The sequence below is a fragment of the Arthrobacter sp. RT-1 genome, from assembly GCF_003367205.1.
Lineage (GTDB): Bacteria > Actinomycetota > Actinomycetes > Actinomycetales > Micrococcaceae > Arthrobacter.
Window position 1 is genome coordinate 15,276 of sequence record NZ_QRGQ01000036.1, and the last position, 25,438, is coordinate 40,713.

General features: G+C 66.8%; 15 protein-coding genes and 2 tRNA genes. 3 read left to right on the plus strand and 14 right to left on the minus strand.

What is annotated here, in order from left to right; all coding sequences use genetic code 11:
* Positions 1-352: 352 nt before the first annotated feature.
* The 5 genes from DXK94_RS17580 to DXK94_RS17600 form a co-directional block, all read right to left on the minus strand.
* Positions 353-1,054, minus strand: a complete 702-nt coding sequence (locus DXK94_RS17580; RefSeq protein ID WP_115525918.1) for a TetR/AcrR family transcriptional regulator — start codon at positions 1,052-1,054, stop codon at positions 353-355.
* A 5-nt stretch (positions 1,055-1,059) separates the two neighbouring features.
* Positions 1,060-3,096, minus strand: a complete 2,037-nt coding sequence (locus DXK94_RS17585) for a YhgE/Pip domain-containing protein (RefSeq protein ID WP_115525919.1) — start codon at positions 3,094-3,096, stop codon at positions 1,060-1,062.
* Complete coding sequence (locus DXK94_RS17590; protein WP_115525920.1) at positions 3,093-3,809, minus strand: ABC transporter ATP-binding protein; 717 nt, start codon at positions 3,807-3,809, stop codon at positions 3,093-3,095. The genes DXK94_RS17585 and DXK94_RS17590 overlap by 4 nt, the downstream gene beginning before the upstream one ends.
* A gap of 65 nt (positions 3,810-3,874) precedes the next feature.
* On the minus strand, positions 3,875-5,329 hold the full coding sequence (locus DXK94_RS17595; protein WP_115525921.1) for an NAD(P)/FAD-dependent oxidoreductase: 1,455 nt from the start codon (positions 5,327-5,329) through the stop codon (positions 3,875-3,877).
* Positions 5,330-5,447: 118 nt separating this feature from the next.
* A tRNA-Arg gene (locus DXK94_RS17600) sits at positions 5,448-5,521 on the minus strand.
* 277 nt (positions 5,522-5,798) lie between these two features.
* On the opposite strand from DXK94_RS17600, the gene DXK94_RS17605 reads away from it, so the two are divergent.
* On the plus strand, positions 5,799-7,628 hold the full coding sequence (locus tag DXK94_RS17605) for a phosphoenolpyruvate carboxykinase (GTP) (protein ID WP_115525922.1): 1,830 nt from the start codon (positions 5,799-5,801) through the stop codon (positions 7,626-7,628).
* A 133-nt stretch (positions 7,629-7,761) separates the two neighbouring features.
* Here DXK94_RS17605 and DXK94_RS17610 read toward each other — a convergent pair whose 3' ends face one another.
* The 4 genes from DXK94_RS17610 to DXK94_RS17625 form a co-directional block, all read right to left on the minus strand.
* A complete protein-coding gene (locus DXK94_RS17610; RefSeq protein WP_115525923.1) occupies positions 7,762-8,922 on the minus strand; it encodes a globin domain-containing protein in 1,161 nt (386 codons plus the stop codon).
* 162 nt (positions 8,923-9,084) lie between these two features.
* Entirely contained in the window at positions 9,085-9,534 is a 450-nt protein-coding gene (locus tag DXK94_RS17615; protein ID WP_079598304.1) for an Rrf2 family transcriptional regulator, read from the minus strand.
* Between the two features lie 14 nt (positions 9,535-9,548).
* Positions 9,549-10,037: a hypothetical protein gene (locus DXK94_RS17620; protein ID WP_079598303.1), complete on the minus strand. Its 489-nt coding sequence runs from the start codon at positions 10,035-10,037 to the stop codon at positions 9,549-9,551.
* A 6-nt stretch (positions 10,038-10,043) separates the two neighbouring features.
* A complete protein-coding gene (locus tag DXK94_RS17625; protein WP_115525924.1) occupies positions 10,044-11,462 on the minus strand; it encodes a phosphomannomutase/phosphoglucomutase in 1,419 nt (472 codons plus the stop codon).
* A 142-nt stretch (positions 11,463-11,604) separates the two neighbouring features.
* Between DXK94_RS17625 and DXK94_RS17630 the strand changes: the two genes are divergently transcribed.
* Positions 11,605-13,827, plus strand: coding sequence for an ATP-dependent DNA helicase RecQ (locus tag DXK94_RS17630; RefSeq protein ID WP_115525951.1), 2,223 nt, complete (start codon positions 11,605-11,607; stop codon positions 13,825-13,827).
* On the opposite strand, the gene DXK94_RS17635 is transcribed toward DXK94_RS17630, so the two are convergent.
* From DXK94_RS17635 to DXK94_RS17650, 4 genes are all read right to left on the minus strand, one after another.
* The gene (locus DXK94_RS17635; RefSeq protein ID WP_115525925.1) at positions 13,751-15,277 is read right to left on the minus strand and encodes an MFS transporter; all 1,527 of its coding nucleotides are present in this window, start codon (positions 15,275-15,277) and stop codon (positions 13,751-13,753) included. The genes DXK94_RS17630 and DXK94_RS17635 overlap by 77 nt on opposite strands.
* 169 nt (positions 15,278-15,446) lie before the next feature.
* Positions 15,447-15,535: transfer RNA gene (locus DXK94_RS17640), tRNA-Ser, on the minus strand.
* Between the two features lie 100 nt (positions 15,536-15,635).
* Positions 15,636-16,166, minus strand: a complete 531-nt coding sequence (locus tag DXK94_RS17645; protein WP_258868598.1) for a GNAT family N-acetyltransferase — start codon at positions 16,164-16,166, stop codon at positions 15,636-15,638.
* Positions 16,163-18,439, minus strand: a complete 2,277-nt coding sequence (locus tag DXK94_RS17650) for a prolyl oligopeptidase family protein (protein ID WP_115525926.1) — start codon at positions 18,437-18,439, stop codon at positions 16,163-16,165. Before DXK94_RS17650 ends, DXK94_RS17645 begins: the two co-directional genes overlap by 4 nt.
* An 84-nt stretch (positions 18,440-18,523) precedes the next feature.
* Here DXK94_RS17650 and DXK94_RS17655 point away from each other — a divergent pair, with 84 nt between their 5' ends.
* Positions 18,524-20,485, plus strand: coding sequence for an FAD/NAD(P)-binding domain-containing protein (locus tag DXK94_RS17655; RefSeq protein WP_115525927.1), 1,962 nt, complete (start codon positions 18,524-18,526; stop codon positions 20,483-20,485).
* A gap of 252 nt (positions 20,486-20,737) precedes the next feature.
* On the opposite strand, the gene DXK94_RS17660 is transcribed toward DXK94_RS17655, so the two are convergent.
* Positions 20,738-25,267, minus strand: a complete 4,530-nt coding sequence (locus tag DXK94_RS17660; RefSeq protein WP_115525928.1) for an ExeM/NucH family extracellular endonuclease — start codon at positions 25,265-25,267, stop codon at positions 20,738-20,740.
* Between the last annotated feature and the right edge of the window lie 171 nt (positions 25,268-25,438).

Genomic DNA, 25,438 nt, shown 5'->3' on the forward strand with positions numbered 1-25,438 from the left:
GCGAGGGACGAGGCAGCGGCACCAATGAAGTAGTTGTCGGGGTCGCTGGTGGGCAGGGGAGTACCCAGGAATGAGGACTGTCCGTCGTATGCCAGTTCCCACGTGCCCATGAACGCCAGGGCGAAGCCGACCGTGAGGCTGGTGCCGGCGCCGGCGGCCAGCAGCATGAACCGCCGCCCCCGGGCAAGGATCTCGGCCACAGCGGCAACGTAGGCCAGGCCCAGGACGCCCAGGAACGCGACGAACACCGGTTCCGCGAGCGTGATTCCCGTGAGTACAAGCAACCCGGCAGCGACGATGCCGCAGATGACCGCAAACTTTCCGCTGTTCCCAATATGCCGCATGTCAACCATCATTCCTGAGGAGCGGGCGGCTTCAGCACGTAGCCGCGCATGATGGCCATGATTGCTGCAACGCTTTGGTCACGGGTGCGCTCGGGATTGTAGGTCTGGCGGTCCAGGCCCACCACGAAGCAGGCACCAAAAATGGCCGTCTCCAGGCTGCCCCGGGACACCGATTCGTCCACGGGGTAGGCCTTCGCCACGCTCTCCACCGCTTGCCCGATCACGGCCAGCAGCTCACCGCGCAGTACCGTGAACGTACCCTGCCATTCACTGGGCGTCCGCCAGTTTTCGCTGACCCAGAGGCGTGCGAAGGACGGATATTCGGCCATAAAATCCATGGCCTGCCCGATCATTGCCTCCATGGCCAGCAACGGGTCTCTGGTTGTCCCCGGACCGGCTGTCCCTGGGCCCACTGTCCCGTCCTCTGCCGCCCCCAGCAGGCGGGCCTTGAGGATGTCAACGCCGTGTCGCAGCAACTGGGCAATGAGCTCTGACTTGCTGCCGAAGTTGTAATAGACGGTGCCCTTGGACACTCCGGCGGCGGCGGCGATCTCGTCCACGGTGACGTTGGCGGCACCGCGTTCACCGATGAGTGCCATGGAGGCGTCGAAAAGCTTCTGCCGGGTGGCGGTGGTCCGTGCCGGGCGCTGTCCCTTCGGTGCCGACCCCTTTGGCGCCGACCCCTTTGGTGCCGGTGCCCCGGGGGTCATAGAGGTCATACCGCGATCTCCGGTTTAGGCGTCTTCAGGGTCCAGTACTTGTTCTTGCGGACGGCCAGCGTGGACAGGACCGTGCCCAGCAGGGTGTAGCCCAGGAGCCCGGCCACCGTGGGAACAATCATGGAAAGGTCGGCGCCGTAAATCAGGTGCCTCATGCCCGTGACCACGTAGCCCATGGGCAGGATTTCGTGGATCACGTGGAGGGGCTGCGGAGTGGTCTGCCAGGGGAATGTTCCGCCGGAGGACACCAGTTGGAGCACCAGCAGGATCAGCACCACCAGTTTGCCGGGTGAGCCCAGCAGCGCCACCACGCCCTGGATGATGGCGCTGAAGGCCATGGCTGCAGCCAGCATAAAGAGCCACGTCAGGACCGGGTGGGCCGGGTTCAGGCCGAGGGCCAGGTTCACCACCAGGGTCAGGAGGGTGGCCTGCACCACGGAAACGGCAAGGAAGGGGAGCCAGCCGCCCAGTGCGATCTTCCAGGACGGCGCGTTGGAGGCGAGCGCCCGCCGGGTGATGGGGCGCATTGCCTGCACCAGCATAAAGATGCCGATCCACAAGGCGAGGGTGAGGAAGAACGGCGCCAGCCCCGCCCCATACGAATCGGCTTTTGCCTGCGAGACGTTGCTGACGGCAACCGGATCCGCCATGACGCGGGACAGGTTGCTCTTTTGCGCGTCATCCGGGTTGGGCACCTGCCCCGCTCCCTTGCCGATCTCGTCGGCGAGGGTCCGTGAGCCGTCCGCGGCCGTGCCGGCGCCTTCCTCCAGCTGCGCTGCACCCGCGTCCAGCTTCCGCGCACCGTCCACCAGGGCGGCGGTGCCGTCCAGGGCTGCCTGCCCACCGGTGGCAAGCGTGGCAGCGCCGGTGTGCAGCTGGTCGGCTCCACCGGACGCCTGCTGAATCGCGTCCCGGAGCGCCGGCGTACTGGCGGCCAGCTGGGCGGCACCCACGCTGACGGCTTCGGCGCCGTCGGCCAGCTGCTGAATCTGGGCCGCGTCGGTCTCGATTTTCGTTTTTGCCGCTGCAACAGGGCTGGATGCTGCCACCGCATCGAAATCGGCCAGGATGCTGTCAGCCTGTTCCTGGGTCAGGACGCCCGAGGCGATTAGCCGGGTATTGGATTCGATGACCCGTGTACGGAGGCCCTGGTCGGCGGCGTCCAGCTGGGCTGCCACGTCCTGGACCTTGGTATTCAGCTGGGCGTTCCCCGCGGCCACCCGTGCGGCGCCGTTGGCGAGGGTCTGCGAATCGGTGGGCAACGAGGCGGTCTTGTCCTTGAGGGTGGACAGTCCGCTGCTCAGCTGCCCGGCGCCGTCGGTCAGCTGGTTGGCGCCGTCCCGCAGCTTCAGCTGTCCGGCATACAGCTCGGAGGCTCCGCTGCTGAGCCCGGCGGTCCCCTCATGAAGGGTGACGGTGCCGTCGCGAAGGCCTGCTACGCCGCTTGCCAGCTGTCCGGCGCCTTCGGCTGCCTTGACCATCCGGGTGTGGATTGTGCCAAAGCCGGTGAGCAGCTGGTTGGCCGTTTCCTCGCCCACCTCGGTGGCCACCGTGGAGTGGACCGATGTTGTCAGTTTGTCCACGATGGTGCTCAGGAGGTAGTTGTTGGCGTCGTTGGTGGTGACGTTGAGCATTGCTTTGCTGGCCGAATCAAAGCTGCCCGGCGATACCAGGTTGGCCGAGAAGTCCTTCGGAATCTTCAGGGCAAAGGCGTACTTGCCGTCGCTGACGCCCTGGTCGGCTTCGGCCGTGCTGTCCACGGGCACCCAGTGGAAGACGTTCCCTTCCACCAGGCTGTCCGCCACCTTGGTGCCGGCCGAAAGGTGGCTGCCGTCGCTGGCTGTGGCGCCCGAATCCTCCACCACCAGGGCGGCATCCAGGTGGTCCAGGTTGCCGTACGGATCCCAGTTGGCGTACAGGTACACGGCGCCGTACAAGAGCGGCACCATGGTCAGGGCAAGGATTGTCAGCTTGGGCAGCAGGCCGCCGGTCATGCGCTTGAGTTCTGAGCGGGCCAGCCGCAGTACGGTCACTTGGCAACCTCTGTTTCGAGTTCGGTGTCCTGGTTGTCCGGCTGGGCGGTGGCGTCCTGCTGCTGTTCTGCCTGCCGTGCGGGCTGGTGCTGGATGGCATTGCCGATCGCGGCGGTGGGCCCCGTCCACGACGGCGGGAGGGCACTGACCGCAGCGACGACGGCAAGTTGCCTGCCGCCGTCGGACGCCAAACGCTGCAGCCGCGGCAGCCAGTCGCCGTCGTCCGCGCTGTGCCGGTCTGGGGAGTCGACAACCAGCAGGTCCGTGCGGGGGTTGGCCAGCGCCAGCGCCGTCAAAAGTTCCAGGCGCCTGCCGGGCGCCAGCTGCTCCGTCCAAAGGTCCGCGATGTCCTCGAAGCTGTTCACTTTGAGCCACGGCTTGCTGAGGAGGGCTCCCCGGTAGCGGCGCGGCACCAGGGCAAGGTCCTCCGTCACCAGGTCACGGACACTCAGGTGCTGCTCGGGTTCATTGACCTTGGGGGAGTCCACCAGCGCACTGGCCAGCCGAAGGGGCCTGACGCGCTGCTGGTTGTCCCAGCTGATGAGGCCGCTGCTGGCCTTCATCCTGCCGCTGAGAACGAGGGAGAGGGATGTCCGCTGGTCCTGCCGGCCCCCGGTCACAAGCAGCAGCTCGCCACGGCTGACCTGGAGTGAAGTAGGGGGAAGCAGGGGATCGCGGCGGCCTTTGACGTGAAGCTGGTGTGCTGAGAGCAAGGTTGCCTTTCACAGAATGCATCTGCTTCCAGCCTAGCTAAACTGACCAGTCAGTACAAATAGGCTTAGAGGCCGTACTTCTCCAAAAGACGCAGCCATACCTCGCTGATGGTGGGGTAGGAGGGAACGGCGTGCCACAGCCGGTCGAGCGGAACCTCGCCCACCACGGCGATCGTGGCGGCGTGCAGCAGTTCGGCCACGTCGGGTCCGGCGAAGGTTGCACCGAGGAGCACCCTCCGGTCCTCGTCCACCACCAGCTGGCCCCAGCCTTCGTAGTTCTCGGAGTGCAGCGAGGATCCGGCAACCTGGATGGGAAGCTCCACGGAGGAGGCGTTGTACCCGTCGTTCCGCGCCTTCTCCAAGGTCCGGCCCACGGAGGCCAGTTCGGGGTCGGTGAAAACGACGCTCGGCACGGCGTGCTGGTTGGCTGTCTGCGCGTACCGGCTCCAGGCGCCCGGCGTGCCGTTAAGCTCCCCCTTTGCACGGGCGGCGATGGCATCGCCGGTGGCGCGGGCCTCGTACTTCCCCTGGTGGGTGAAGAGGTTCTTCCCGGCGGCGTCCCCCACCGCGTAGAGCCAGGGCTCGTCACCGGGAGTTCCGCCCACCAGGCCGGACTCGTCCGTTGCCAGGACGAGGCGGCCGTGCCCGTCCGGTTCGAAGCCGACGCTCTCCAGGCCAAGGCCTTCCAGGGCAGGATGCCGGCCGGTGGATACCAGGACCTTGTCCACGGTGAGGGTGGTTCCGTCACCCAGCTCGAGGCTGAACGTGCCGTCGTCGTTCCCGCTGATGCGCTCCGTGGCTGTATCGAGGCGCAGCTCCACGCCGTCCGCACGCAGGCCGGCCGCCACCAGGCCGGCAGCCTCCCGGGGGAAGTTTCCGAGCAGTCCGCTGCGCGCGACGAGGGTCACGGCTGATCCCAGCCGGGCGAAGGCCTGGGCCAGCTCGGTGCCTGCCACGCCGCCGCCCAGTACGGCAAGCCGTTCCGGAACCTCGCTGGCCGACGTGGCTTCGCGGGTGCCCCACACCTGCACGTCCTGCAGTCCCTCGATGGGAGGCATGGTGGGCATGGCGCCGGTGGCCAGGACTACTGCATGGCGTGCCTGCAGTTGGTGCGACGTGCCGTCCAGCCCCGCCACCTCCACCATTTTCGGCGCCGTCAGCCAGCCGTGGCCGCGCACCAGTTCGATCCCGGTCTCCTTGACCCACGAAACCTGGCTGTCGTCCTGCCAGTTGGCGGTGAAGTAATCCCTGCGCTTCAGGACGGCGGCGGCGTCGAGTGTACGGGTGACCGCTTCCTTGGCTCCGGGCGTGGTCTGTGCTCCGTGCAGGGCGGTGCCGGGCCGGAGCATTGCCTTCGACGGCATGCATGCCCAGTAGGAGCATTCGCCGCCCACCAGCTCCGCCTCCACCAGCACAGCGGTCAGTCCGCCCTGCACAACCCGGTCGGCGACGTTTTCCCCTACGGCGCCTGCGCCGATCACCACAACATCAAATTCGCGTTCAACAGGCTGGGGCCTCATGGGGAAAGCCTACGCCCGGAGGTGGGGCGGGAAGCGCGGGTTGGCGGCCAGCCCGGGAGGCGGTAACAAAACTTAAAACAAAAGGTCCGCACCGGCGAACCGGTGCGGACCTTGTCTGTGCGCCCAAAGGGATTCGAACCCCTGACCTTCTGTTCCGTAGACAGACGCTCTATCCAGCTGAGCTATGGGCGCATCTCGTGTTCCTGGAGAAGAACCGCTCTCCCTGAACCTCGAATTACTTTACGCGAGGGTTGGCCGTAGTGCCAAATCGAAAGGCATGTAACCTGCACGACTAGACCGGTATAGGTGACCTTCGTCACTTAATCGGCCTATTTCTAGCAACTATTCCTTGGATTTACGCGGATTCCCGTCTGAAGCTGCAGATTCCCTAAGCATGCTCCCAAAAAACGGCAGTGGTCCGGACCATAGCATTTAGGACACACCGATGAACCCGAGGAAGGGAACCGCAATGGGCGATCTGGCGCAGAAGCCGCTGCTTGAGAATGCACCCACCACACATGCCGGTCTGCTGGCATGGGTCGAAGAGGTTGCTGAGCTTACGCAGCCGGACCGCATCTACTGGGTTGACGGGTCCGAAGAGGAAAACACCCGTCTCACCGATGAGCTTGTTGCAGCCGGCACCCTGACCCGGCTGAACCAGGAGTTGTTCCCGAACTCCTTCGCCGCCTTCTCGGACCCCGCTGACGTGGCCCGGGTTGAGGAGCAGACCTTCATCTGCTCCGAAAACAGGCACGACGCCGGCTTCACCAACAACTGGATGCCCCCGGCCGAGATGAAGGACAAGCTTCGCGGGCTGTTCGCCGGCTGCATGCGCGGCCGCACCATGTACGTCATCCCGTTCGTCATGGGCCACCTCGACGCAGAAGACCCGAAGTTCGGCGTCGAAATCACGGACAGCGCCTACGTTGTTGCCTCCATGCGCATCATGGCCCGCATCGGCACCGATGTCCTGAACCGGATCACCGAAACCAACGCCTTCTACGTGCCCGCGCTGCACTCCCTGGGTGCTCCGCTGGAAGCAGGCCAGGCGGACGTGCCGTGGCCGTGCAACCCGGACAAGTGGATTGTCCACTTCCCGGAGGAGCGCTCCATTTGGTCCTTCGGCTCCGGCTACGGCGGAAACGCGCTGCTGGGCAAGAAGTGCTACGCCCTGCGCATCGCCTCCGTCATGGCACACGATGAAGGCTGGCTGGCTGAGCACATGCTCATCCTCAAGCTCACCTCCCCGGAGCAGAAGACGTACTACCTGTCCGCGGCGTTCCCCTCCGCCTGCGGCAAGACCAACCTCGCCCTGCTCGATCCCACCATCAAGGGCTGGAAGGTGGAGACCCTCGGCGACGACATCACCTGGATGCGGTTCGGCAAGGAAGGCGAGCTGCGCGCCGTCAATCCCGAGGCCGGCCTCTTTGGCGTTGCCCCGGGCACCGGCTGGGGCACCAACCCCAACGCCATGCGCGCCATCGCCAAGGGCAACAGCATCTTCACCAACGTGGCGCTGACCGACGACGGCGGCGTCTGGTGGGAGGGCATGACCGAGGAAGTCCCCGCACACCTGACCGACTGGCAGGGCAACTCCTGGACTCCGGACTCGGACAAGCCGGCCGCCCACCCCAACTCGCGATTCTGCACCCCGATCGACCAGATCGACATGCTGGCCGAGGAATACCACAGCCCCAACGGCGTGGAGCTGTCCGCCATCCTGTTCGGCGGCCGCCGCAAGACCACCATCCCGCTGGTCACCGAGGCCCGCAGCTGGACCAACGGCATCTTCATGGGATCCACCCTGTCCTCCGAAACCACTGCCGCGGCAGCCGGTGCCGTGGGCGTGGTCCGCCGCGACCCGATGGCCATGCTCCCCTTCATCGGCTACGACGCAGGCGACTACCTGAACCACTGGGTCAACCTGTCGGCCAAGGCCAACCCGGAGCGCCTGCCCAAGATCTTCCTGGTCAACTGGTTCCGCCGGAACTCCGAGGGCGGCTTCGCCTGGCCCGGCTTCGGCGACAACGCCCGCGTCCTGAAGTGGGCCATCGAGCGCCTCGAAGGCAAGGCCGACGCCGTGGAGACCCCCATCGGGTTCGTCCCCACCGGCGACGCCATCGACCTCGAAGGCCTGGACATGACCCCGGCTCAGGTGGAGGAAGCCGTCAAGGTTGACCCCACCGAGTGGGCCGCAGAGCTTGCCTCCATCGAGGAATGGTTCGCCAACTTCGGCGACTCCCTCCCGGAGGCGCTCCAGTCCGAGCTCGCCGGGCTGAAGAAGCGCCTGGGCCAGTAGCCCAAAAAGTACGACGACGGTCCCGCACCTTTCCAGCGAAAGGTGCGGGGCCGTCGTCGTTCCTCAATCGATTGCTCCGTAATTGCCCTTTTCGCTTGTCAAAACGGCGATTCTGGAGCAATCGATGCGGACGTCAGCTGGCCAGCCAGATGTCCGGTCCGAAGACTTCGTAGTGGATCCGGGTGGCCGGGATGCCGGCGTTGATGGCCTCGTTGCGGATGCTCTTCATGAAGGGCAGCGGCCCGCAGAGATAGAGGGATGCGTCGGCCGGCAGGTCCACTTCCCGCAGTGACATGAAGCCCTCCCGGGCGCCCGCCTCAGGCTTTTCCAGCCACAGCTGGAGTTGGGCACTGTCCAGGCGCTGCACGTCAGCCGTCATCTGGCCGCGCAGGGCCCAGCTGTCCAGGGTGCTTTCCGCATGGAGCACCAGGACCTGCCGGTCCGTTCCGGTATCCGCCAGCGAACGCAGGATCGAAGCCGTCGGGGTGCAGCCGATTCCTGCGGAGGCCAGGACCACCGGGCCGTCGCCGTCCTTGAGGGTGATCTCCCCGTACGGGTTCGAGATCTCCAGGATGTCGCCCGCCTGCACATTGTTGTGAAGCACGGGGGAGACCTCGCCGCCGTCGTCCAGCTTGGTGGTGAAGGTGCGGCTGCTGCCGGCGTCCGCGGACAGGGAATACTGGCGGACCTGCCGCAGGCCTTCGGGCAGGACTACCTTGACGCTGACGTACTGGCCCGGGAGCGCCGCGGTGACCGGCGTATCGTCCGCCGGCTCCAGCGTGAAGGTCATGGCACCCGTGCCGGCCGGCGTCTTGGCCGCAACCCGCCAGGGCGTCCACATCCGGTCATTGGCCTGGCTGGCGTACAGCCCCTTTTCGATCTTGACCAGGGCATCGGCCATCAGCCAGTAAACCTCGGTCCAGGCTTCGGCGATCTCCGGGGTGATGACCTCGGCGAGGTCCTCGGCGATGGCGGCGAACAGGTGCTCGTAGACCACCTGGTACTGCGGCTCGGTGATGCCCAGGGAAGCGTGCTTGTGCGCGATGCGGGACAGGACGGCCTCGGGGAGCGTGCCCGGGTTGCTGAGCAGGTGGCCCGCGAACGCCGCAATGCTGCCTGCCAGTGCCTGCTGCTGGTTGCCTGACCGCTGGTTGGAGCGGCTGAAAAGTCCGTCCAGCAATTCGGGGTGGGCCGCAAAAAGGCGGGAGTAGAACTTGGGCGTGATCGCGCCGATCCGCGACCCGACCAGCGGAAGGGTGGCTTCAATGGCGGGGCGGGACTTTTCCGAGAGCATACGGACTCCTGAGATAGCGGCCGGGGCCTTCGTCCGGCCAGTCACGAATACAAGCATTTGAAATGCGTGTATTCACACCTCAAGTTCTACAGCTTGTAGAAGATGAAATCAACTTACGCGGACGGACGTTGCCGCGGTGTTCCGGGCCATGGCGCGGGGAGGCTAAAGGCCTGGCCGGAGGCCGATCATGGTGAAGACGGGAGCCATCTGGCGGGAGCCCGGCAGGTCTGCGATCACCACGGAATCGAGCTCCCGGTAGAACGCCTCCCGGGCCCGTGCCAGGGCGCCGCGCAGATGGCACTCGTTGATGAGCGGGCAGTTGCCGCTGGGTGCGACGCACTCCGCCGGGTCGCTGCGGGTGTCGAGTTCGCGCAGGATTTGCCCCACGGTTGCCGTGCGTCCCGCGTGGCTCAGGCGGGATCCGCCCGCCCTGCCCCGGACTACCTCGATCAGGCCCATGATCCGGAGCTTGGCCATGGCCTTGCTGACGTGGTTGTAGGGCGTTCCCACCGCATCGGCGATGTTCTGGGTGGTGAGCAGCTCACCGCCGGGAACGGCAGCAAGCACCATCAATGCCCGCAGGCTGACGTCGGCGAAGGCGTTGATCTTCATGGCCGGACCGCGGTCTAGTCCACCCAGATTGAGGGTTCGTTGGTGTCCGCACCCAATTCGCCGAACTCCCAGGTCCTGGTGGCCGGGTTGGCTGCATATGGCAGCACGGCAGCAAAAACCGATCCGTCCCGGTGTTCCGCGGCCACGTGGATGGCGTCCGAATCCTCTTCCACCAGCAGGATGTCGCAGACCACGGCGGCCGCCCGGAAGTCGTCCCGGTTCTGCCGCAGCAGGGCCTGCAGGTCACTGATCATGGCGTCGGCGTCGAAGTCCGCGTCCGTTCCCTCCGCCGCGTCGGCCGGGGAGACAGCCACGAGCCGCACCTCGCCGTCGTTCTGCACCGTCAGGGCGAAAGGCATGAACCCGCCGTTGCGCTGGAGTTGCTCCTGGGCGGCGCTGACGCCCGTTCCCAGGAGGTTCTCCAGGTCAGTGGCCGTGCCTTCCGGAACAGAATCACGCCAGCCGGCCTGTTCTTCTGCTGCTGGCCCCGTATGGTCCGCCATCCCGGATTAGGCCCGGACGATCGACAGGACGCGGTCGCGGATCCGTTCCATGGTGCCGCGGTCCGTTGCTTCGGCATTGAGCCGCAGGAACGGTTCCGTGTTGGACGGGCGCAGGTTGAACCAGTAGCTGCCGTCGTTCGCCGTGAACGTGCTGCCGTCCATGGTGTCGATGGTGATGTCTTCGCCGGCAAAGGCTGCACGCACACGCTCGACGGCGGCGGGCTTGTCGTCCACCTCCGAGTTGATTTCCCCGGAGCTGACGTAGGGCTCGTATTCACGGCCGAGCTCTGACAGGGGGCCGTCCTGCTCACCCAGGGCGGCGAGGACATGCATAGCAGCCAGCATGCCGGTATCAGCGTTCCAGAAGTCGCGGAAGTAGAAGTGCGCTGAGTGCTCGCCGCCGAACACTGCGCCTTCCTCTGCCATGACCGCCTTGATGAACGAGTGGCCCACACGGGTGCGGACGGCGCGGCCGCCGTCGCGCTCCACCAATTCGGATACGGCGCGGGAGGTGAGGAGGTTGTGGATGATCGTGGGAGTGGTCTCGCCCAGGGCCTTGGCCCGGGCGATTTCCCGGCGGGCCACCATGCCGGTGATGGCCGAGGGCGAGACGGGCTCGCCCTTCTCGTCCACCACGAAGCAGCGGTCGGCATCGCCGTCGAACGCCAGGCCGATGTCCGCACCGTGCTCGACCACGGCGGCCTGCAGGTCGCGAAGGTTCTCCGGCTCCAGCGGGTTGGCGGGGTGGTTGGGGAAGGAGCCGTCCAGCTCGAAGTACAGGGGAATGATGTCAAAGGGCAGCTTGGGGAGCAGGGCGTCACCCAGGACCGCGGGGGTGGTGAGGCCGGCCATGCCGTTTCCGGCATCCACCACAACCTTCAGGGGCCGGGAGCCGGAAAGGTCCACCAGCTTGCGGAGGTACTCGGAGTAGTCCTTGAGGACGTCGCGGACGCCGATCAGGCCGCGGGCGCCGGCGGCGGGGATGGAGCCGGTGTTGAGGTAGTGCTCGGCGAGGGTCTGGATGTCCTTGAGGCCGGTTTCGGAGGAGATGGGGACGGCGCCGGCCTTGGACATCTTGATGCCGTTGTAGCCGGCCGGGTTGTGACTGGCGGTGAAGGTGGCACCGGCGCGGTTGAGGAAACCGCAGGCGAAATACAGCTCATCGGTGGAAATCAGGTCCAGCAGCTCGACGTTGGCGCCGCGCGTGGCTGCCCCCTTGGCGAAGGCCTTGCTGAATTCGGGGGAGGACGGACGCATGTCCCCGCCCACCAGGATGGTCTGGCCTTCGAGCTGCAGGACGTCCACGAAAGCGGCCCCCACGGCTTCGACGATTTCGGCGGTGATGGACTCGCCCACAATGCCACGGACGTCGTAGGCCTTGAAGGATGCCGAGAGATCAAAAGTCGTTGTCTGTTCGCTAGTCACGGGCTTTATCTTACGTGGACGCGGAAGGTGCCTGTGGAGGAGGGGTGGGGGCTGCAGAATATGACGGTCGCGACTGTTCCCGGCTTTCCACATGCGTGCTGCCGAGGTGCCGGGTGTCGGAGGGGGCTGGGATACTGAATCAATGGTCGATAACCAGCACGCCACGCTCTCTGACACGCCCCCCTCAACAGTTGCCGTTGCCGATGCCGCCCTTTCCGGCTCCGCTTCTTCAGCTTCCGGAACGCACCACCAGGCGCTGGAGGTCCTCCGGGAGCTGGTGGGACACCCCGAAGCCGGTTTCCACGAGGGACAGTATGAAGCCATTGAGGCGCTGGTGGACGGCGGCCGGCGGGCTTTGGTGGTCCAGCGCACCGGCTGGGGAAAGTCGGCCGTGTACTTTGTCGCGTCCCTGCTTTTGCGGCGCCGGGGTGCCGGTCCCACCCTGATCGTCTCGCCCCTGCTTGCCCTGATGCGTGACCAGGTGGCCGCCGCAGCCAGGGCCGGGGTCCGCGCGGTGGCCATCAACTCCGCCAACCAGCTCGAATGGGACACCGTCCGGGAGCAGCTGGCCGCAGACGAGGTGGACGTCCTGCTGGTCTCCCCTGAGCGGCTCACCAATCCCTCCTTCCGTGAAAACCAGCTGCCCGAACTGATCCGGCGGACCGGCCTGCTGGTGATCGACGAAGCCCACTGCATCTCCGACTGGGGGCACGATTTCCGCCCGGACTACCGCAGGATCGCTGATCTCATCACCCGGCTGCCGGAGTCGGTCCCGGTGCTGGCCACCACGGCCACCGCGAATTCGCGCGTGGTGCACGATATCGAGGAACAGCTCGGAGCGGGGGTCCTCACCATCCGCGGCGCCCTGGGCCGCGATTCGCTGCGGCTGGGCGTCCTGACGCTGCCCGACTCCAAGCAGCGCCTGGGCTGGCTCCTGACGCACCTGTCCGACCTCCCCGGCAGCGGCATCATCTACACCCTGACGGTTTCCGCGGCGGAGGACACTGCCAGGCTCCTGGCCGAAGCGGGCCACGAAGTCCTTGCCTACACCGGCCGCACCGACCCCGCCGACAGGGAACGCGCCGAACAGCTGCTGAAGGACAACCAGGTCAAAGCACTGGTTGCCACCTCTGCCCTCGGGATGGGATTCGATAAACCGGACCTTGGTTTCGTGGTGCACCTCGGCGCACCGTCCTCGCCGGTGGCCTACTACCAGCAGGTGGGCCGCGCCGGACGTGGCGCCGCCAACGCCGACGTCCTGCTGCTGCCCGGCTCCGAGGACCGCGAAATCTGGCAGTACTTCGCCACCGCCTCCATGCCCTCGGAGGACAAGGCGGCGGCTGTCCTGACTGCACTGGCCGAGGCCGGTACGGCGCTCTCCACGGTGGCGCTGGAGGCGCGGGTGGACCTCCGCCGAACCCCCCTCGAGCTGCTGCTGAAGGTCCTGTCGGTGGACGGTGCCGTGGAACGCGTCGGCGGCGGCTGGCGGTCCACCGGGCAGCCGTGGGTCTACGACGCGGAGCGGTACCAGAGGATCGCCGAGGCCCGCGTGGACGAGCAGGACTCCATGATCATCTACCAGGACACGGCTGGCTGCCGGATGGAGTACATCACGTCGGTCCTCGACGACGAAACGGCACACCCCTGCGGGCGGTGCGACAACTGCGCCGGGCAGTGGTTCCAGGCGGAGGTGGCGGCCGATGCCACGGCCGCGGCGAACCAGACCCTCAGCAGGGCCGGCGGTGTGCTGGAAGTACGGCTGCAGTGGCCCAGCGGGATGGACCGCCTGGGCGTCCCAGTGAAGGGCAAGCTTAAGCCCGGTGAAGGCCTTGCAGAAGGGCGTGTCCTCGCCAGGCTCACCGATCTGGGGTGGGGCGGTGCCTTGCGTGAGCTTTTTGCTGCCGGCGCCGAGGACCGGCCCGTGGACCCGGGCATGCTGCAGGCATGTGTTCAGGTCCTGCGGGAATGGGGTGCCGGTGATTCACGCACGCCGGGCTGGAGCGGGGCCGGGAGGCCCGCTGCCATTATCAGCGTCCCGTCCCGGAGCAAGCCGCAGCTGGTCGGATCCCTTGCCAGGGGGATCTCGGAGATTGGCCGTATTCCCTACCTTGGCGAGCTGCAGCTTGCACACGGCGGCCCCACCGGAGGCCGGGGCGGCAACAGCGCCTACCGGCTGGCCGGGGTCTGGGACCGCCTGGTGGTTGGGCCGGAGCTTGCAGCGGCGATGGGCGGTATCCAGGGGCAAAGTGTGATGCTCATTGATGACCTGGCGGACAGCCGGTGGACACTTACGGTCGCGGGCCGCGCTCTTCGGCAGGCCGGGGCTGGAGCTGTTCTTCCGCTGGTCCTGGCCCAGGCCGGCTGACCTCTGGACCGCTGGGCACAGGATTGTTCACTCCAGGCCGGCTGACTTCAGCGCCCGCATGCCGCGGCAGGAACAGGCTGTCGAGGGTGCTGGCGAGCATCAGGGCGGCCATGACCAGGAACGCCCCGCGGAATGGCCCCGCAGGGTCCTGGGGAAATGCGGCCAGCCCGTCGAAGATCCGGATCAGCAGGGCCCCCACCGCTATGCCCGCCCCCGTGGCCAGTTGAACGAGCGTGGCCGAGACGGTGTTCGCGGACGTCAGCTGGGCCGGCACGATGTCCGCGTACTGCACTGAGGCGTAAGCCGAGAAGCCGATGGACCGGAAGGCTCCGCTGCAGACGAGCAGGGCGAACATCACGGCCTGGGGAGTCTCGGGCGTCAGCAGGGCACAGGCGGCGAAGGTTGCGGCCGACGCCAGCGACGCGAACACCAACATGGCCTTGAAGCCGAAGCGCCGGATCAGCGGCGTGGTGGCCGGCTTGATGCCGATGTTGCCAATGAAGACTGCCGCCACCATGATGCCGGCGTGGATGGGCGACCAGCCGAATCCTGCCTGGAACATCAGCGGCAGCAGGAATGGGACGGAACTGATGGTGAGCCGGTAGACGAACCCGCCCGTCGCCATGGCACGGAAGGTCCGGGTGCGGAACACGTCCAGGTTGAACAGCGGATTCCGGGTACGGCGCATCCACAGCACGGCGGCGGCAAGCGACGCGGCACCGGATGCTGCGCTGATCCCGGCCCAGGGCGTGTCCGGGATCGCGCTCGCCAGTTCCAGGCCTACCACCAGGGCGCCGACGCCCACCGTGGTGAGGAACAGGCCGGGCCAGTCGAGCCGGCGGCCCGGGTCCCCTGCTGACCTGGGCACCAGCCTCAACGCGGCAAGGAAGGCCGCAAGGCCAAGGGGAAGGTTGATCAGGAAGATCCAGTGCCAGGACAGGTAGGTGGTCAGTGCGCCGCCCACCAAGGGTGCCAGGACCGGTGCCAGGAGCCCCGGCCACACCAGGAAGGCAGTGGCGCGGAGCAGCTCGGATTTGGGTGTGCCGCGGAGAACCAGCAGCGTTCCCACTGGAACCATCATTGCGCCACCTGCCCCCTGGGCGATGCGGCTCAGGGTCAACGTGGCCAGGTCCTGGCTCAGCGAGCAGGCCAGCGAGGCCACGGTAAAGACGGCGATGGCCAGGCAGAAGATCCGCCGGGCTCCGAACCGTTCCGCCAACCAGCCGCTGATCGGAATGCCCACGGCCACGGTCAGCAGGTAGGCCGTCATGGTGATGTTCACGTCGGCCGCGGGGACCCGGAAATCGGCGGAAATGTTGGGGATGGCGGTGGTGAGGACCGTGCCGTCCAGGAACTCCATAAAGAACGTTGCCGCCACCAGGAGGGCCAGGCGGGGGCTCCACGCGTGGCGGATACCGTCGGGTCCATTGTCCGATGCGCTTGCTGCCATCCGATCATCGTGCCACCCGAGGCGCATCTATCAGAAACACTGCTGGATCAGAAGCGTGTTCGCGGATCCGAACTCAGACGGCTCTGATCTGCGAACAAGCCCAGGAAATGAGGCCGCGCAAGTCCACCGGGAACGCAAAAGGCCCCGGTCCGGGAACCGGGGCCAAACGCGGAGACGGGGGGATTTGAACCCCCGGTCGAGTTTAACCCCGACCCTTCATTAGCAGTGAAGTCCATTCGGCCGCTCTGGCACGTCTCCAATTGCTATTCCTAGCCCACCAAGGATACGCAGATCGGGGCATGCAGTGCAAAACGGCTGTCCGCCGGCCGCAGGAGATGGCGGCAGGACGCGGGCAACATCAGGAGGCGGGCTGCACCGGGCGGACCATCCGGATCTCCCGGAGGTTCTCCCAACTGGGAATCACGTCCTCCGCCCCGTCCGGTGCAAAGCCGAACCTGCGGTAGAAAGCGATGGCGTTGCCGTTGTCCGCGGCCACCCAGAGTGACGCGGCCGCGGTGCCCAAGGCGGCCTCCAGCAGCCGCCGCCCCAGGCCGAGGCCCTGGTGCGAGGCCAACAGGTACAGCCCCCACAACTCAAGGTCCCCGGAAGACGGGGGCGGCGACTCGTGCCAGGGATCGTCAGCCGGCACATGCCGGACGCCGGAGAACCCAACGATCGTGCCGCCGTCGCACGCCACCCATGCCTCGGCCGGTTCCGGCCGGTCCAGCAACGCCCGCCACATGGCCGCTCTGTCGGCAGGGTCCGCTGCTGCGAGGTGCGCGTCGGACAGCATGCCCCGGTAGGTTTCCTGCCAGCAGCGGAGGTGCACCTCCGCCAGCCGTTCCACGTCACCTGCCACAGCCTGCCGTACCGACAACTCCGGGGTCACGAGGTCCCGCCAGCCAGCGCCTTCCACAGGAAATGCTGGCTGCGGGCCTGCAGCGCGGCGGCCTGCCGGTTGTCCGATGCACCGGCGTGGCCACCCTCCAGGGCTTCGTGGAACCACACGTTGGGAATGCCCATGGCCAACATTCGGGCAGCCATCTTGCGGGCCTGGACGGGGCCCACCCTGTCATCCGACGTCGCCGTCCAGATGAACGTTTCCGGATACTCCACCCCGTCCTTGAGCAGGTGGTAGGGAGAGAACGTCCTGATGTACTCCCACTGCTCCGGCACGTCGGGGTCACCGTATTCCGCGATCCAGGAGTGGCCGGCAGATAGCTTGGTGTAGCGGCGCATATCCAGCAGGGGAACGCCGCACGAAACGGCGCCGAAGAGTTCCGGGTACTGGGTGAGCATGTTTCCCACCAGCAGTCCGCCGTTGGAGCCGCCCACGCAGCCGAGCCGTTCCCGTGACGTGACGCCGCGCGAGATGAGGTCGCGGGCCACGGCGGCAAAGTCCTGGAACGCCTTGTGCCTGTTCTCCTGGAGGGCTGCCCGGTGCCAGGCCGGGCCGTATTCACCGCCGCCGCGGATGTTGGCCACCACGTAAACGCCGCCGCGGGAGTGCGGGGTCTGGCCGTCGTCGCCCGGCAGGCCGGTGGTCCTGCGCTCCAGCCAGGCCCTGCCCACGGTGCCGCTGTAGGAGGGCGTACGGGAAATCTCAAACCCGCCGTATCCGGAAAGCTGGGTGGGGTTCTGGCCGTCAAGCGGCAGATTCCGCGCGGCCACCTGGAAGTACGGGACGCGTGTGCCGTCGTCGGAGACGGCGAAGTGCTGCTGTACTTCGTAGTCACCGTCGGCGAAGAACGACGGCGACGTCTTCACCACCGCATGCCGGCTCACCACGCCGGGTGTCCCGGCGTCGCCGTGGTTGCGTTCCAGCGTGCCCCGCATCAGCGTGCTGGGGGTGGTGAACCCGGTGGCGACGAGCCAGAAGTCGTCGCCTGCACCGCCGTCGGCCGCAACCTCGTCCTCGTCGTCCACGGCGTAGGCGTTGACGTCGTGCAGGGGCGGGCAGGCATCCAGGGGAGCGGACGCCCACGCGCCTTCAGGTCCGTTCTGGCTGTCGGTTCCCTCAGCCGGTCGGGACGGGTCAAGGACCCGGATCTGGGACGAGACGTCCTGGAGGAGGTTGAGCAGCAGGAAGTTCCGGGTCCAGCTCCAGGACTGCAGCGAGGTGCTGGCATCCGGGGTGAACAGGACCAGGACCTTCCGGGCGCCGGCCAGGTAGTCCTCGAAGTTGGCGGCCAGCAGCGATCCGGCGGGGTAGGTGGTTCCGTTCAGGACCCAGTCCTGCTGCGGGCGGAACAGCAGCCATTCCCGGTGGGCGCTGACATTGACATCGGTGGGGACATCGATCGCCACCCACTCCCCGTCCCGCAGCACCAGGTTGGTGCGGTTGAAGAAGTCGATGTAGTCCACGGCAAAGGTGCGTTCGAAGCCGGGGGTGGAGTCGTGCGCCACCACCGCCATCATGTGGTCCTCGGGGACCTCGAAGAGCCGGGGTGCGCCGGGCAGTCCTGCGCCGCGCTTGAGGGTCACCGCGGTCCGTGCGTAGGAAGAGGCAGTCTTGGGGAGCCCGTCGGCGGTGGAGGCGACCAGCAGCGTATCCGCGTCGAGCCAGGACACGTTGCCCTTCGCCGTCGGCAGGTCAAAGCCGCCGCGGGCCGGGTCCACGAAGCCGCGTGCCTCGACGTCGTATTCGCGGTAGCGGTTGGCGTCGCCGCCGTCGGGGGAGAGCGCCAGCAGGGCCAGCCGGTATGGCTCGCCGGGAGCGGGCCGTAGGAACGTTGCGCCGTGGAACACCCACTCCTCGTCCTCGGCGGCGGCCAGCGCGTCCACGTCCAGCAGGATGTCCCACTCGGGCGAATCAGTGCAGTAGCTCTCCCAGGTGGTGCGGCGCCACAAGCCCTTGGGGTTCTGCTGGTCCTTCCAGAAGTTGTAGTACCAGTCCCCGCGCTTACCCACCATGGCGATGCGGTCCGTGGAGTCCAGGACCTCGAGGATCCTGCCCTCCAGTTCCACGTAGTCGGCGTCCTCGAGCAGGTCCTCGGTGCGGGAGTTTTGCTCCTTGACCCAGGCAAGCTGCTCTTCGCCGTAGATGTCTTCGAGCCAGACATTCTCATCCGTAGGCTCGGGTACGATGCCCGCAGGCGAGCTGCCGGGGGTGGCCTGGCCGGAACCTGGGACGGACGCTGAATCAGCTGCAGTGGTGGTCATGCGCCCCATCCAAACAACATCCCTGGGGGCTGGCAAGTCAAGCGTGCAGCGCAGACTTGGTTCTCAGCCCGTACTCTGGATGCCGTGGAAATAACGCAGAGCATCCGGACAGCCATCATTGGTGCCGGACCGCGCGGCACCAGCGTGCTGGAACGCCTGCTCGCCCACGCCGCCGCACACAACGCCGCCGCGTTGAACGCAGCCGGGACGACGGGCGGCGCCATCAGGCTCCACATCGACGTGATCGACCCCTACCCGGCCGGCTCCGGGCATGTCTGGCAGCCGGAGCAGTCGCGGCTGTTCCTGATGAACACCCAGTCTTTTTACCCCACGCTGATTCCGGAGGACCCGTCACTTCCGGCGCCGGTGGCCGGCACCACCTTTGAGCAGTGGCGTGCCCGGCAGCAGCACCACCCGCTCCCGCTCCTGACAGCGGACGAGCGGGCCGAACTTGCCGTGCTGGGTGCCAACGATTTTCCCAGCCGCGCCCTGTATGGCAGGTACCTTCGCTGCACCCTGGCGGATCTGCTGGACAAAGCGCCCGACGGCGTCACTATCGACTTCCACGAAGCGACCGCCTTGTCGGTGCGCCCCTCAGGGGACGGCACGTTCGACGTCGGCCTGGCCACCGGCGCTACCCTCCGCGCCCATTCAGTGGTCCTGGCGCTTGGCCACATCCCGTCCCGGCTGAACCCGGAACAGCGGGAACTCCAGGCCTCCGCCGGACAGCTGGGCTTGCGGTATCTGCCGCCGGCTGTGCCGGCCGACGTGGACTGGTCACAGATCCCGGCGGGCGAACCGGTCCTGGTCCGCGGCATGGGCCTGAACTTCTTCGACACCATGGTGCAGCTCACCGAGGGCCGCGGCGGAAAGTTCGTCACCAGCGGCGGACGGCTGGAGTATGAACCGTCCGGCCAGGAGCCGCTCATCATCGCCGCGTCCCGGCGCGGAACCCCGTACCGTGCCAAGGCAGCGCTGGAAGGCTACTACCCGCGCTCAGTGACCCTCCGGTACTTCACCGAAGCAGCGCTGGAGCGCTTCCGCAAGGCCGGCATCCGGCCCGGGTTCGACCACGATCTGTGGCCCCTGCTGCACCGTGACACCCTCTGGGCCTACTACTCCACCCTGGTGCGCTCGCAGCCCGGCGCCGTCCCGGATACCGCCGCCTTCCTTGCCGCCCTGGACGAGGCGCTGCATCCCCACGCCCACAGTGCGGCCAACTGGGAGGACAGCGTGGAGAGCGTGCTCGCCATCCACGTGGGGCCCCGGCACCGGCTGGACCTCCCCGGACTCGCGGCGCCGCTGGCCGGGCGTACTTTTGGCTCGCGTACAGAACTTGATGCCGCGGTGGTGGAGTACCTGCTGGACGATGCCCGCCGTTCCGCCCTGGGGGAGGACGATCCCGTCAAGATGGCCATCGGCGCTCTCCATCACGGACGGGCGGTCCTCAAGACGGCGGTGGCCGACGGCGGCATCACCGATGAATCGTGGGTGGCCGGGCTGCGTGGCTGGTTCGAGTCCTTCGTGGAAGGCCTGGCCAGCGGGCCGCCGGCGTTGCGCTCAGAGCAGTTGGCGGCCCTTGCCCGTGCCGGAGTTGTCAGCTTTGTGGGCCCGGACCCCAAGTTCAGTGTTGACCGCCGGAACCGCATGTTCACGGCGTCTTCGCCGTGGGTGGGTGGAGCCCCGGTGTCGGCCCCCACCATGGTGGAGGCGCTCGCGCCAGGCAACAGGGTCTCGGCCAACGACTCGCCTCTGCTGGAGCAGCTCCTGGCCGACGGCGCGGTCCGGCCCCGGCTCATGATGACGGCGGAAGGCGCGCCGGTGCAGTCCACGGGCCTGGACGTGGTGCCGCACCCGTACCGCCCGGTCGCGGCGAACGGGTCCGTCACCGAGGGCCTGTACGTGCTGGGCCTGCAGCTGTCCTCCACCCAGTGGGGGACCGCCATTGCCGCCGAAGCGGTCCAGCCCGGCGGGCCGGTGTACCGCAGCGGCCAGCGGACACTCCGGGACGCCGACGAGATCGCCGCCGCCATCCTGGGTTCCTGACCCCCCACCCGGACGCTCTCTCACGTCCTGCAGCCAAACGCCCAACGCTCTATCACCTCTGGCGCCTAAACCCCCAACGCTCTATCAGCTTTGGCGCTCGAATGCCCAACGCTCATCACCTTTGGCGCCTTAACGGCCAACGCTCTCTCACCGGGGCGAAAGAGCGTTGGGCGAAAACCTGCAATATGTGAGAGAGCGTTGGTTTATGGGCTGGCTGATGCCGGGCGGAAGTCCGGCATCAGCCGTCAGCCATTAGCCGCGGAGGCAGGCCTGGTACTGCAGCCAGGCGATTCCGTAGCGGATCCAGCCCAGGACGTCGTACCACCTGGTGGGCTTTTCGGGCGCCGTGCAGACTGGCGGGACGCTGCCGCCTGCAGCCACCTGCACGTCCACGGTAACTGCCGTGCCGGATTCGGCTGCCGTAAGCACCAGCGTGGCCGGGCCGGCGGCCGCGCCTGCGGGAACCGCGAGGCTGACGTCGGCAGTACCCGCAGTGACGGGCACCGTGCCCAGCTGCGTGACAGTACCTGCCGAGTCGGTGAACACGGCCGACAACGCGGTGTTGACCGGGCTGCCGAGCGACGTCAGGTCCAGCTTGGAGACCGTGAGCGCCACGGCTTCACCGGGCTTGACCTCGGTGGGCGTCGTGTTGGTGACCGCCACTGAACGCCGGGCGAAGTCCGGTGAAACGGGACTGGTCTTTTGCAGGTAGCCGATCCAGGCGTCCCGGTCCACCAGTCCTGAGTCACGGGTGTTGGTGCCCTCCGTAAAGATCCGGAAGTTGTCACCGCCGGTTGCAAGGAAGCTGAACGTGCCCACCCGGTAGGACTTCGCCGGATCCAGCAGCTCTCCGTTGACACGAACCGACGTGATGCGGTCACCCGCCGCGCGGGCCGCGTCGTAGGTGTAGTTCACGTTCTTGGACAAGCCCAACTGGAGGTAGGCGCGGCTGGGAACCGTGCCGTCCGCGTTGGTCTGCCATTGCTGCTCCAGCAACGTCTTGAGCTGGGCTCCCGTCAACGACGTGGTCCACAGGTTATTGACGAACGGAAGCACCGCGTTGGCTTCGGCGTAGGTGATGGTGCCGTCAGGTGCGTAATAGAGCTCGTTTCGCAGCCCGCCCGGGTTGACCACGCCGATTTCCGCACCACCCAGCTCGGTTGGCTTCAGCGAATCCAGCAGGGAGTCGGCCACCAGGTTGCCCAGCGTGGATTCGCTGGCGCGGTCGTCGCGCTTGGCTGCGCCGGTGGCGTCCGTGGTGAAAGCGGTGGTGATGTCCGCAGTGACGGTGCCTACGGGCTGGTTGCCGATGACCGCGGCGTCAGCCAGGGCCTTTTGGACGATCGTGTCCACGGCGGCAACCCGCGGGTAGGCGGCAATGAGGTCGGCAGCGGCGTCGCTGGTGCGCTTGACGTTGCCGGCCTTGTACGCGGTGACCTGCTTGGTGGCGGTGTCGACGGTGAGCTGGATCTGCCCCACGTTCTCGCCGTAGTTGCCGGTCTGCACGATGGGGCGTGTCTTGCCTTCAGTGCCCGGAACAGGGGCATCCCACGCGTATTCCTTGTGCGTGTGGCCGGTGAAGATGGCGTCCACGTCGGCGGATGTTTCGGTGACCAGTTTGGCGAAGGGGCCGCCGGCAGCGACTTCCTCCTCCAGTGTGGCACCTTCCACAACTCCCGAGCCGGCGCCGTCGTGGTTTTCCACAATGATCACGTCGGCAAGGTTTTCCGCCGTGATCCTGGCGGCCGCGCGGTTGATGGCGTCCACGGGGTCACCGAACTCGAGGTCGGCGACGCCGGCGGGGGTCACCAGCGTGGGGACCTCCTGGGTGACGGTGCCGATTACCGCCACTTTGATGCCGTTCAGTTCCAGCACCGTGAACTCCGGCAGCACGGGCTCCGTGGTGCCCTTCCGGTACACGTTGGCTCCCAGATAGGGGAACTTCGCGTTGCTGCCACCCGCGATGATGCGGTCCCGCAGATCCGCCCAGCCGCCGTCGAACTCGTGGTTGCCCACGGCGGATGCCCGCAGCTCCAGGGCGTTGAGCACGTCGATGGTGGGCTGGTCCTTGGCGACAGCGGAGGCAAACAGCGAGGCACCGATGTTGTCACCGGCCGCAAGGAACGCTGTGGCACCCGGGGCTGCGGACGCGCGGAGCTTTTCGATGGTTCCTGCGAACTGGACCGTATTGGTATCGATCCGGCCGTGGAAGTCGTTGATGCCCAGGAAGTTCAGGTCCACCGTGGCAGGCGCAGAAGTCAGGTTCAGGCCCACCACCACCGGATCATGGTCGCTGGCCCGGAACTGGTCCGGCGCGTAGTAGTTGGTGACGTTGTTGTTGTAGCGGCTGTACTCCAGCGCCACGGACTCCACGGAGTTGATGTTCCAGATGTCCGCACCCGTGACCACGGCATTGGCGGCAGGGGAGGCCAGGATGTGGTCGAGGGAGCCAACCATCCCGCCGAAAAGGTAGGAATGCTTGGCAGAACCGTCGGCGTTGCGCGCCTTGTCGTCCTGGTTGACGTATCCCGCGGATGTGAAGACGTTGATGGGGTCTTCCTTGCCATACGCGTTGAAGTCGCCGATCAGGAACACCTTGTCCGTGCCCTTGGCGGACTGCAGGGAGGTGGCGAAATCCAGCAGTGACCTGGCCTGGGCGGTACGGGCCAGGTTTGAGGCGCCCTGCCCCTTGTCCGTGTCGTCCGGGGTTGCAGCCGATCCTTTGGACTTGAAGTGGTTGGCGATGGCGATGAATTCGGTGCCGGCGCCGCCGCCCACGGGCTTGAACACCTGGGCCAACGGTTTGCGGGCACTTGCGAAGGCAACCGTGTCATTGTGGATGATCGATTCGCCCACCGGTTCGGCCACGGCCTTCTTGTAGATGAAGGCGGTACGGATCATGTCCTCGTCGCTGAGCGGGGGTGCGTTGGCGGGCGAGCGAACGTAGTCCCAGATGCCGGGGGTGGCGGTGTTCAGGGCGTCCACGAGCTTGGACAGGGCATCGTCGCGGTTCTTGCCGAACTGTGCTGAGTTTTCGATTTCCATCAGGGTGACAACATCTGCGCCCGCCTTGGTAATGGCGGACACAATCTTGTCCTGCTGCCGCTGGAAGTTCTCGGCGTTGGCTGCCCCGCGGGCGTCGCAGCCGCCACTGACCGTGATCGGGTTGCCGTCACGGTCCTCGTAGAACGTGCATCCGGCCAGGACGTCGCCCGTGGTGGGGAAATAGTTGAGCACGTTGAAGGAAGCAATCTTCACATTGCCGCCCACCGCAGCCGGGGCGTCCGTCCGGGTGGCACCGAAGCCCGCCGGCTGGACGGTGGCCTTGTTGGTGCCGGTCAGGTGCGTCAGCGGCTGGAGCTTCCAGGCGTTGTTGGCGTAGCCCAGGACCACGTTGGTGGTGAACGTCGCGGGGGAACCCACGCGGACGGGGTCTTCCGTGGTCAGATACGGCAGGACCGTTGCTTTGGTGGCTGCGTCCCGCAGGAAGTTGGTGCTGGAGCCGTCATCGAGCTTGATGCCGCGGGCGGCGTTTTCGGCCACGACGGCGGCATGCTCCGGCGTGCCGAACGGCGCCACCGCGGTGGGCTGGACCAGGGGAGTGGTGCCTCCTGCCAGGCCGATCTCGCCGTACTGGTTGAGGCTGTAGTTGTCAGTGACGGTCAATGGCCCCTGGGGTGCCAGGAGCATTCCTTCGAGGGATTCCCGGAACGTCTCGTTGGCCGGCAACGTGAAAATGGTCGGCTTCACCTCAGGGGCAGCTTCGGTCAGCTTGGCCAGCCCTGCGGCGGCGGTGACATTCAGCTGCGTCATCCCGTAGTACTCGGCCACCGTGCCGGTCACCTGCACGTAGTCACCAATCCGGACGGAGGCTACCGTGGCGGGGGAGTAGACGAAGATGCCGTCCGATGCGGCATGGGTGGTGGCCGGAAGGTCTCCGCCGGTGCCGGCCGTCTGGATGTAGTAGCCGTTCAGCCCGCCGGTGGGGAACGCCGCAGTAACTTTGCCGGTGGTGGTGACAGTGGCGCCCACCAGCGGGCTTCCGGCACCGGTTCCTTGGATGTCGGCGATGGCCTTGAGGACCGGATCGGGGGTCGGTTGGGGCGTGGGACCGGGGTCGGGGGCAGTTCCGCCGGAGGGAGTGGGGGTGATGGCGGCGCTGAGTGTGAAGTCTGCAGTGTTGCTGTTGGTGTCCGCTCCGCCGGTCCTGTTGAGGCTCTTGACGTCACTGTTGCCCGCGGGGGCGGCGGCTGCCACGGTCTCGTAGGTGTTGGACGTGCCATAGCCGAGGAGGTCGGCCACGCCGGCGGGCTCCACCTGCGAACCGGTGGAAAGTCGGACGGCGGTTGGCTGCCTTGCGAGGACGAGGGTACCTCCGCTGCCGCTGACGTTGAGGGCGCCCGCCACGAGGTCGGGGCCCGGCAAGTCGGCGCCGTTGGTCCCGTTGCTTCCGCCCTGCACCAGGTAGTGGCCCTTGGCCGGGATGGACCCGGAAAGCGGGGCCACACTGGTTGGTGCGGCAGTGCCGGTGGCGGAGCGGTACTGCAACGACCAGCCGTCCAGGGGTACCGCAACGTCAGAGGTGTTGTAGAGCTCCACGAATTTGTTCCTGTACGCGGCGCCGCTGCTGCCGCCGCTGAGGTAGGCCTCGTTGATCACAACGGGCGAGCTGCCTGCCGCGGCTGAGACCTCCGCGGCCGCCGGGACAACTGCCAGGGGAGCTGCGATGAGCCCCGCGGACAGGGCTGTTCCCAGCGCTAGTTTCCAAGGTGTTTGATGCATCCGCTCTTACTTTCATAAGGGTGTCCCGGTGGGGGACCCGATGGAGTGTGTCCGGGTTGTACCGACGGACAAGTGGCCCCGGACCCTGCTCCTGGTCAAGTGGTTTCCGGCACATCACAACAGCGCTGAATGAACGCAGGGTGGATAGAGCGTGCATTCGGTGGGACGTTC

Coding starts and splice junctions, on each gene's coding strand:
- DXK94_RS17580 (WP_115525918.1), bottom strand. CDS start 1,054: ATGACCCCCGGGGCACCGGCACCAAAGGGGTCGGCGCCAAAGGGGTCG.
- DXK94_RS17595 (WP_115525921.1), bottom strand. CDS start 5,329: ATGAGGCCCCAGCCTGTTGAACGCGAATTTGATGTTGTGGTGATCGGC.
- DXK94_RS17605 (WP_115525922.1), top strand. CDS start 5,799: ATGGGCGATCTGGCGCAGAAGCCGCTGCTTGAGAATGCACCCACCACA.
- DXK94_RS17610 (WP_115525923.1), bottom strand. CDS start 8,922: ATGCTCTCGGAAAAGTCCCGCCCCGCCATTGAAGCCACCCTTCCGCTG.
- DXK94_RS17615 (WP_079598304.1), bottom strand. CDS start 9,534: ATGAAGATCAACGCCTTCGCCGACGTCAGCCTGCGGGCATTGATGGTG.
- DXK94_RS17620 (WP_079598303.1), bottom strand. CDS start 10,037: ATGGCGGACCATACGGGGCCAGCAGCAGAAGAACAGGCCGGCTGGCGT.
- DXK94_RS17630 (WP_115525951.1), top strand. CDS start 11,605: ATGGTCGATAACCAGCACGCCACGCTCTCTGACACGCCCCCCTCAACA.
- DXK94_RS17635 (WP_115525925.1), bottom strand. CDS start 15,277: ATGGCAGCAAGCGCATCGGACAATGGACCCGACGGTATCCGCCACGCG.
- DXK94_RS17650 (WP_115525926.1), bottom strand. CDS start 18,439: ATGACCACCACTGCAGCTGATTCAGCGTCCGTCCCAGGTTCCGGCCAG.
- DXK94_RS17660 (WP_115525928.1), bottom strand. CDS start 25,267: ATGCATCAAACACCTTGGAAACTAGCGCTGGGAACAGCCCTGTCCGCG.